Consider the following 10,402-nt stretch of genomic DNA (forward strand, 5'->3'; position numbering starts at 1 on the left):
CTGGCGGTGCTCAAGGCGGGTGGCGCGTATGTGCCGCTGGACCCGGATTACCCGGCCGAGCGGGTGGCGTACATGCTTGATGACAGTCGGGCGAAAGTGTTGCTGACCGAGCAGGCGGTGGCTTTGACGGTTCCAGCCGAGACGGAAGTGTTGATGCTCGACCGGATTGAGTTGAACTCATATCCCTTCACCGCACCGGCCACAGCGGTCACACCGGACAACCTCGCCTACGTCATCTACACCTCCGGTTCCACCGGGAAACCGAAGGGCGTGGCCATCGCCCACCGTAACGTGCTGGCGCTGATCGACTGGTCCAAATCCGTCTACAGCTGCGACGACATCCAAGGCGTACTTGCGTCCACTTCGGTGTGTTTCGACCTGTCGGTGTGGGAGCTCTTCGTCACGCTGGCCAACGGCGGTTCACTGATCATCGCCCGCAACGCCTTGGAACTGCCGCACCTGCCGGCCCGCGACCAGGTGCGCCTGATCAACACCGTGCCCTCGGCCATCGCCGCGTTGCAGCGCAGCGGGGAGATTCCGCAAAGCGTGCGCATCATCAACCTGGCCGGTGAGCCGCTGAAGCAGAGCCTGGTGGATACTCTCTACCCAACCAAAATCTGTGGGAGCGAGCTTGCTCGCGATGGCGTCCTGTCAGTCAGCCCATCATTGATTGACCCACCGCTATCGCGAGCAAGCTCGCTCCCACAGGGGGTTGAGCATGTCCATGGCATCGTCAACCTGGCCGGTGAGCCGCTGAAGCAGAGCCTGGTGGATACCCTCTACCCAACCAAAACCTGTGGGAGCGAGCTTGCTCGCGATGGCGTCCTGTCAGTTAGCCCATCATTGATTGACCCACCGCTATCGCGAGCAGGCTCGCTCCCACAGGAGTTGGGTGAACAGGGGGGCGGTGGTGTCGAGCATGTCTACGATTTGTACGGCCCCTCCGAAGACACCACTTACTCCACCTGGACCCGCCGCACCCCCGATGGCACGGCCAACATCGGCCGCCCACTCAAACACACCGCCAGCTACCTGCTCGACGCGAACCTGCAACCCGTCCCCCAAGGCGTCTCGGCGGAGCTGTACCTGAGCGGCGCCGGCATCACTCGGGGCTACCTCGGCCGCGCCGCCATGACCGCCGAGAAGTACGTACCGAATCCGTTCTCCACCACCGGCGAACGCCTGTACCGCACCGGCGACCTGTGCCGTTATCGCGCCGACGGCGTGCTCGAATACCAGGGCCGTATCGACCATCAGGTGAAGATCCGCGGCTTCCGTATCGAGCTGGGGGAAATCGAAGCGCGACTGCTGCAACAGCCCGAGGTCAACGAAGTCGCCGTGCTCGCCCAGGAAGGGCCGGGCGGACAGCAACTCGTCGCCTATGTGGTGGCCTCGTCGGACGCCGACACCCTGCGCGATCCACTCAAGGCCCGACTCAAAGAGCACCTGCCGGACTACATGATCCCGGTGCATTGGTTGTTCCTCGACCAATTGCCGCTCACGCCCAACGGCAAGCTCGATCGCAAGGCCCTGCCGGGCATCGAGGCCGGGCGTTCGCAAAACACATATGAAGCACCGGTCAGCGAACTGGAACAGCAAATCGCGGCGATCTGGGCCCAGGTGCTGACCGTTGAACGCGTGGGCCTGAACGATCACTTCTTCGAGCTGGGCGGCCACTCGCTGCTGGCGGTCACCGCCGTCTCGCGCATGGCCCTCGAACTGGGGTTGAGCCTGACCCCGCAACTGCTGTTCCAGCACCCCGTCCTGGAGGATTTTGTCGCCCGACTCGACAGCACGGACGGGCCAATCAATGAAGAGAAACTGAACAAGCTGGACGCCCTGCTTGATGAAATGGAGGAAGTCTGATGGACAAGAGTGTTGCTTTGAGGGTTGCCAAGCGCTTTATCACTCTGCCGCTGGACAAACGTAGGCTGTACCTGGAGAAGATGCAGGAAGAGGGCGTCTCGCCGGCCAACCTGCCGATCCCCGAGGTACGTTCCGGGTTTGAGCACATCCCGCTGTCCTACGCCCAGGAGCGTCAGTGGTTCCTCTGGCAAATGGACCCCCACAGTTCGGCCTATCACATTCCCAGCGCCCTGCGCCTCAAAGGTCAACTGGACGTGCCGGCCCTGGAGCGCAGCTTCAATGCCCTGGTCGAGCGTCACGAAAGTCTGCGCACCACCTTCAGCGAGCACGGCGAGCAAGCCGTTCAGGTCATCCACCGGCACATGCCCCTGAGCATCGCTATCGAGGCACTGCCGGCTGGTTCAACGATCAGCAAGGACGCGCGCATCAAGGCTTACGTCGAAGGCGAAACCGCGCGTCCGTTCGATTTGCGCCAGGGGCCGTTGCTGCGGGTTTCGCTGTTGAAAATCGCCGAGGACGACCACGTGCTGGTGCTGATCCAGCACCACATCATTGCCGATGGCTGGTCGATGCGCGTGCTGGTGGATGAATTGGTGCGCTGTTACGCCGCCGACACCGGCGGCCAGTCGCTGGCACTGCCGGAGCTGCCGGTGCAATACGCCGATTACGCCATCTGGCAGCGCCATTGGCTGGAAGCTGGCGAGCGCGAACGCCAGTTGGCTTATTGGGTCCAGACCCTGGGCGATGAGCAACCGGTGCTGGAGCTGCCGTTCGATCATCCGCGCCCGCCGGTGCAAAGCCTTCGTGGCGCACGGCTGGACGTGAAGCTGGCGCCGGAACTGGCCACCGCGCTCAAGCAATTGGCCCAGCGTGAAGGGGCCAGCCTGTTTATGGTCCTGCTCGCCTCGTTCCAGGCATTGCTGCACCGCTACAGCGGCCAACCGCAGATCCGCGTCGGCGTGCCGACAGCCAACCGCAATCGGGTCGAGACTGAGGGGCTGATCGGATTTTTCGTCAATACCCAGGTGCTCAATGCCCACGTCAATGGGCAGATGCCATTCGATCAATTGCTCGCCCAGGTCAAGCAAGCGGCCATGGCGGCCCAGGCCCATCAGGATTTGCCGTTCGAGCAACTGATCGAAGCCCTGCAACCGGAGCGCAGCCTCAGCCACAGTCCGATTTTCCAAGTCATGTTCAACCACCAGAATGCCGATGCTGCAGGCCGTCGACAGATGCAGCTGTCGCAACTGCGGGTCGAGGACCTGACATGGGAAGGGCGCACCGCCCAGTTCGATTTGACCCTGAGCACCTACGAAACCGAGCAAGGCATCGCCGCCGAGCTGACCTACGCCACCGACCTCTTCGAACCGCAGACCATCGAGCGCTTGGCCGGGCACTGGCAAAACCTGCTGCAAGGCATCATCGATGCGCCCCGCCAACGGGTTGGCGAACTGCCGCTGCTCGACCCGGCGCAACAGCGCCTCACGCAACAGCAATGGCTGCGCGTCGCCGATCACGGCGCCGAGGCCGTGTGCGTCCACCAGCGCATTGCCGAACAGGCGCATCGGGTGCCCGACGCACTGGCGCTGACCATTGACGGACAATCACTGAGCTATCGGCAACTGGACGCCCGCGCCAATCAACTGGCTCACCGCTTGATCGATCTGGGCGTGTCGCCCAGCCAGTTGGTGGGCATCGCGGTGGAGCGCAGCGCCGAGATGATTGTCGGCCTGCTGGCGATCCTCAAGGCCGGCGCCGCCTACGTGCCGCTGGACCCGGCGTATCCCGAGGATCGCCTGGCCTACATGATCGAAGACAGCGGCATCGGGTTGCTGCTGACCCAGGCCCGTTTGCAGGCGCGATTGCCAATCCCGACCACCCTCCGGACCCTGCTGCTGGATCAGCCGGACGCTGCACTGCAAGACGCTCCGAAAACCTGCCCGGTTGTGCCGCTGACCGGCGAGCACCTGGCCTACGTCATCTACACCTCCGGCTCCACGGGCAAGCCCAAGGGCGTGATGGTTCGCCATGGCGCACTGGGTAATTTCATCACCAGCATGATCGCCCAGCCGGGCCTCGCGGCGAGCGACCGCATGCTGTCGCTGACAACCTTTTCCTTCGATATTTTCGGCCTGGAAATCTACGGGCCACTCTGCGCCGGGGCCAGCATCGTGCTCACCGGCCAGAACGTACACCAGGATCCGCAAGCGGTGCTGGCGCTGATCGAACGACACGACGTCACCCTGCTGCAAGCGACGCCGTCGAGCTGGCGCATGCTGCTTGACCATGAACACGCATCGGTGCTCACCGGCCGGACCTTTCTCTGCGGCGGCGAAGCCTTGCCCCAGGAACTGGCGCAGCGACTGCTGGCACTTTCGCCGAAGCTCTGGAACCTCTACGGGCCGACCGAAACCACCATCTGGTCGGCGGTGCACCCGTTGAGCCCCGAGCGCGACCGGCCTCTCCTTGGCCTGCCGCTGGACAACACGGCGCTGTACATCGTCGGCAGCGACCTGACGCTCAACCCGCCCGGCGCGCCGGGTGAGCTGCTGATCGGTGGCGCCGGCCTGGCCCGTGGTTATTTCCAGCGCCCTGGATTGACCGCCGAACGCTTCGTGCCCGATCCGTTTTCCACGGTCGGTGGACGGCTGTATCGCACCGGCGACTTGACCCGTTATCGCGCCGAAGGCGTGGTCGAGTACCTCGGCCGCATCGACCATCAAGTGAAGATCCGTGGCCTGCGCATCGAGCTCGGCGAAATCGAAGCCGCTTTGCTGGCCCTGGACAGTGTGCGCGAAACCGTGGTGGTCGCCCACGACGGCCCGACCGGTGCGCAACTGGTGGGCTACGTCGTGCCTGCCAGCGGCGAAGTGCCGGAGCCCGATGCGTCGCTGCGCGCCACGCTCAAGGCCGCCCTCAAGGCGCAGTTGCCGGACTACATGGTCCCGGCGCACCTGTTGTTCCTGGCTTGGCTGCCGCTGACGCCCAACGGCAAGATCGATCGCAAGGCCTTGCCGGCGCCCGACGCCAGCGACGTGCAACAGGCCTACGTGGCGCCTCGTAGTGAGGCCGAGCAACAAGTCGCGGCGATCTGGCAGGACGTGCTCAAGCTTGAGCGCGTGGGCCTGGAGGACAATTTCTTCGAGTTGGGCGGGCATTCGCTGCTGGTGACCCAAGTAGTTTCGCGGATCCGCCGAGTGCTGGGCATCGAGGTGCCGCTGCGCAGCCTGTTCGAACACAGCACCTTGCAGGCGTTCGTCGCGGCGTTCGAGGCCGCGCCCGGCGAACAGGTTCCGGCGCTGGTGCCGGTGCCTCGCGATGCGCCACTGCCGCTGTCGTTTGCCCAGGAACGCCAGTGGTTCCTCTGGAAAATGGACCCGGACAGCGCCGCCTATAACATCCCCACGGCCCTGCGGATGCGCGGCACGCTGGACAAGGACGCGTTGCGCAAGAGTTTCGCTGCGCTGGTGGCGCGTCACGAAAGCTTGCGCACCTTGTTCGTCGAAGAGGACGGGCGCACCTGCCAGGTCATTCGCGGGCAGGGGGAGGCCGATTTCGTCGAGCAGCGTCTGGCAGGGCGTGACATCCAGGTCTTGATCGAACAGCAGACCCACCGCCCGTTCGATCTGCTGACTGATTCGTTGCTGCGCGTGGCGCTGCTGGAAGTGGACGAACAGGAGCACATCCTGGTGCTGACGCTGCATCACATCGTCTCCGATGGCTGGTCCTTGCAGGTGATGGTCGATGACCTGATGAGCCTGTATTCGGCGTTCGTCCAAGGCCAGCAAGCGCATCTGCCACCGTTGGCGGTGCAATACGCCGATTACGCCGTCTGGCAGCGGCAATGGATGGCAGCCGGTGAGCGGGATCGTCAACTGGCCTATTGGTCCGGGCAACTGGGTGGCGAGCAACCGTTGCTGGAACTGCCCACCGACCATCCGCGCCCGGCGCAGCAAAGCTTGCGCGGCGCACGCCTGCCTATCGTGTTGGACGCTGCCTTGAGCACTGATCTCAAGGCCCTGGCCCGACGGGAGAACGTCACGTTGTTCGTGCTGTTGCTCGGTTCGTTCCAGGCGCTGCTGCACCGCTACAGCGGCCAGGCCGACATCCGCGTCGGCGTGCCGATCGCCAACCGACAACGGCTGGAAACCGAGCGACTGATTGGTTTCTTCGTCAACACCCAGGTCCTGCGCAGCGAGTTCCACAGTGAGCTGACCGGCACCGCCCTCTTGCAACAGCTCAAGCAGACGGCCATGGCCGCGCAGATGCACCAGGACTTGCCTTTCGAGCAATTGGTGGATGCCTTGCAACCGCAGCGAAACCTCAGCCACAGCCCGTTGTTCCAGGCGATGTTCAACCACCGCAATGAAGCCGATTCGGCGTTCGCCAATGCCTTGCCGGACCTTCGCGTCGAACCCCTTGGCTGGACGCAGCGCACCGCGCAATTCGACCTGAGCCTGGATACGGTCGATGGCCCGCAGGGCCTGCACGCGGCCCTGACCTACGCAACGGATCCGTTTGAGCCGGCGACCATCGAGCGCATGGCCCGGCATTGGCTCAACCTGTTGCATGACATGACGCACGACCTGCATCGCCCGGTGGCGCAGTGGACGCTGCTGGATGAGGACGAGCGCCGACACATGCTCATCGACTGGAACGCGACGGCGCAGCATTACCCGCTCGACCGCAGCGTCCAGGCGCTGATCGAGGAACAGGTGCGCCGGACCCCGGACGCGCCTGCGCTGGTCTTCGGCGAGCAGCGCTTGAGCTACCGCGAACTCAATGCCCGGGCCAACCGTCTGGCCCATCGCCTGATCGACCAGGGCGTCGGCCCCGACGTGCTGGTGGGCATCGCCGTGGAGCGTTCCGTGGAGATGGTGCTGGGGCTGCTGGCGATCCTCAAGGCCGGCGGCGCCTACGTGCCGCTGGACCCCGAATACCCGCGCGATCGCCTGGCCTATATGTTTGAAGACAGCGGCATCGGCTTGCTGCTGACCCAGCAACATCTCATCGATTCCTTACCGATTCCGGATGGGCTGCGCAGCCTGGTGCTGGACTCGCCCGATGATGGCTTGTACGCAAGCCGCGACGGCAATCCCGGCGTCGAAGTCCACGGCGAAAACCTGGCTTACGTGATCTACACCTCCGGTTCCACCGGCAAACCCAAGGGCGCCGGCAATCGCCATAGCGCCCTGGTCAACCGGCTGTGTTGGATGCAACAGGCGTATGGCCTCGATGCCACGGACAGCGTGCTACAAAAGACCCCATTCAGTTTCGACGTGTCGGTGTGGGAATTCTTCTGGCCGCTGCTGACCGGCTCGACGTTGGTGGTGGCGGCACCGGGCGCCCATCGCGACCCGGCGCAGTTGATCGAGTTGATCACGGCCCAGGGCATCACCACGCTGCACTTCGTGCCGTCGATGCTCCAGGCGTTTGTGCAGGACCCGCGCGTGGCCGAATGCACCAGCCTAAAGCGAATCGTGTGCAGCGGCGAAGCACTGCCGGTGGATGCCCAGCAGCAAGTGTTCGCCAAACTGCCAAACGCCAACCTGTACAACCTCTACGGCCCGACCGAGGCGGCCATCGACGTGACCCACTGGACCTGTGTCGAAGAGGGGCGCGACAGCGTGCCGATCGGCCAGCCGATCGCCAATCTCGGCACCTACATTCTCGACGATGAGTTGTCGCCCGTGCCGGTTGGGGTGATTGGTGAACTGTATCTGGCTGGCGAGGGGCTGGCGCGGGGTTACCACCGGCGCGCGGCGTTGACCGCCGAGCGCTTCGTCACGGGGCCGTTCGGCCATGGCCAGCGCTTGTATCGGACCGGCGACCTGGCGCGCTATCGCGTCGATGGCGTGATCGAGTACGCCGGGCGAATCGACCATCAGGTAAAAATCCGTGGCCTGCGCATCGAGCTGGGCGAGATCGAAGCGCGCCTGGCCGAGCACGACGCTGTGCGCGAAACCGTGGTCCTGGCCCAGGATGGCACGCTGCTGGTGGCCTACCTGGTGCCGGCGCGCGCCGAGCTGCTGATCGCCGATGACACCGTTCGCCAGGCGCTGCAAGCGCGCCTCAGGGAACATCTGAGCCAATCCTTGCCCGACTACATGGTGCCGCAACACTGGGTGTGGCTGGAAAAAATGCCGGTCAGCCCCAACGGCAAGTTCGAGCGCAAGGCGTTGCCCAAAGCCGAGCCGGGTGCCCATCCCCAGGCCTATATCGCGGCCATGACCGCGCAGGAACAGACGCTGGTGGATATCTGGCAAAGCGTGCTCGGACGCGAGCGCGTGGGTGTGACCGACAATTTCTTCGAGCTGGGCGGCGATTCGATCATCTCCATCCAGGTGGTGAGCCGGGCCCGTCAGGCCGGGATCCATTTCAGTCCCAAAGACCTCTTCCTGTACCAGACCATCCAAGGTTTGGCCGGCGTGGCGACGACGGGAGACGGCGGGCCGGTCATCGACCAAGGCCCGGTGACAGGGGAGGCGCTATTGCTGCCGTTCCAACAGTTGTTCTTTGAACAGGCCATGGCCGAGCCTCATCATTGGAACCAGTCGGTGCTCCTCAGAAGTATGCGACCGGTGCACGCCGGGCATCTGGAGCAGGCGTTGCAAGCCTTGGTCGAACATCACGATGCGTTGCGCCTGGCCTTCGCCAATGAGGACGGCGCCTGGATCGCACGCCATAACACCTTGGCCGATCAACGTGCGTTGTGGCAAAGCTCGCCGATGTTGTGGACCGCCGAGGTTCCCGACGCGGCGGCCCTCGAACGCCTGGCCGAACACGCCCAGCGCAGCCTTGAACTGGACAGTGGCGCGCTGCTACGCGGTGTTCTGGCGACCCTGGCTGATGGCAGCCAGCGGCTGTTGCTGGTGATTCACCACCTGGTGGTCGACGGCGTGTCCTGGCGGGTACTGCTGGAAGATTTGCAACGGGCCTACGAGCAGTTGCAGGCCGGCCAGACGCCGACATTGCTGGCCAAGACCACGTCTGCACGGACTTGGGCGCAACGGTTGCAGATTCATGCTCGCAGCGCGGCGTTGCAAGGCCAGGTGGCGTATTGGCAGGCGCAACTGGAAGGCGCTTGCCACGATCTGCCTTGCGACCACCCCGGGGGTGATTTGCGCAGGTGCCACGCCACGCAAGTCCAGACGCGGCTGGATAGGGAACTGACCCGACGACTGTTGCAGCAAGCGCCGGCGACCTATCGCACCCAGGTCAACGATCTGCTGTTGGCGGCGCTGGCCCGGGTGATCGGCCGCTGGAACTCTCACACATCGACGTTGATCCAGTTGGAAGGCCATGGCCGCGAAGCGTTGTTCGATGATGTGGACCTGAGCCGCAGCGTCGGTTGGTTCACCAGCCTGTTCCCGGTGCGCCTGACCCCGACGGCGACCGCCGAAGGCTCGATCAAGGCGATCAAGGAACAACTGCGGGCCATCCCCGACAAAGGGCTTGGTTTCGGCGTGTTGCGCTACCTGGGCGATGAACCGACGCGTCGTGCCCTCGCGGCACTGCCGGTGCCGCGCATCACCTTCAATTACCTGGGGCAGTTCGACAGCGGCTTCAGCGCAGAGGCCGACGGGTTGTTTGTCCCAGCCAGCGAGTCGGCGGGCGCGGCGCAGAGCCCGTTGGCGCCGCTGGATAACTGGTTGACCCTCAACGGCAGCGTCTATGCCGGCGAGTTGAGCATCGACTGGACCTTCAGCACGCAGATGTTCGACGAAGCGACGATCCAGGCACTGGCCGTGGATTACGCTCGGGAATTGGAGGGGTTGATCGAGCACTGTTGCGAAACCGAACGCCACGGCTTCACGCCGTCGGACTTCCCTCTGGCGGGGTTGAACCAGGCGCAACTGGACGCGTTGCCGTTGGTGGCGCGGGAGGTGGAAGACCTCTATCCGCTGTCGCCGATGCAGCAGGGCATGTTGTTCCACACGTTGTATGAGCAACAGGCCGGCCACTACATCAACCAGATGCGCGTGGAGGTCGAAGGCCTGGATGTCGAACGCTTCCGCCAGGCCTGGCAAGCGGCGACGGATGCCCACGACGTGCTGCGCAGCGGTTTTGTCTGGGACGGTGATTTCAAGCGTGCGTTGCAGGTGGTGTACAAGCGCGTGGAGGTTGCGTTGCAGCTTGAGGATGGACGCGCACAGGCTGATTCAACTCAATACCTGGCAACCCTCGCAACGGCCCAACGCCAGCAAGGGTTTGCCCTGGAAGCGGCGCCGTTGTTGCGGTTGGTGGTCGTGCGGGTGGCGGACGATCGCTATCACTTGATCTACACCAGCCATCACATCTTGATGGACGGCTGGAGCAATTCGCAGCTGCTTGGCGAGGTGTTGCAGCGCTACAGCGGGCAATCCGTTGCTTTGTCCGGCGGACGTTATCGGGACTACATCGCCTGGCTGCAACGCCAGGACGCGGAAGTCAGCGAGGCGTTCTGGAAGCCTGCCTTGCAACGCCTGGAAGCACCGACGCGGCTGGCCGATGCGGTGGGCAAGCCGACGGACGCTGGTGTTGGTTATGGCGATCA

General features: G+C 64.1%; 2 protein-coding genes. Both read left to right on the forward strand.

Annotated features, from left to right (window positions below):
* A partial coding sequence (locus FHK92_RS15680) for an AMP-binding protein (protein WP_181288869.1) occupies nucleotides 1-1,866 on the forward strand: 1,866 nt, incomplete at its 5' end.
* Nucleotides 1,866-10,402 (forward strand): non-ribosomal peptide synthetase (locus FHK92_RS15685; RefSeq protein ID WP_181288942.1); only part of this gene is annotated, 8,537 nt, incomplete at its 3' end. The genes FHK92_RS15680 and FHK92_RS15685, both read left to right, overlap by 1 nt.

Origin of the sequence: Pseudomonas brassicacearum subsp. neoaurantiaca, assembly GCF_013608025.1 — a bacterium.
Classification (GTDB): domain Bacteria; phylum Pseudomonadota; class Gammaproteobacteria; order Pseudomonadales; family Pseudomonadaceae; genus Aquipseudomonas.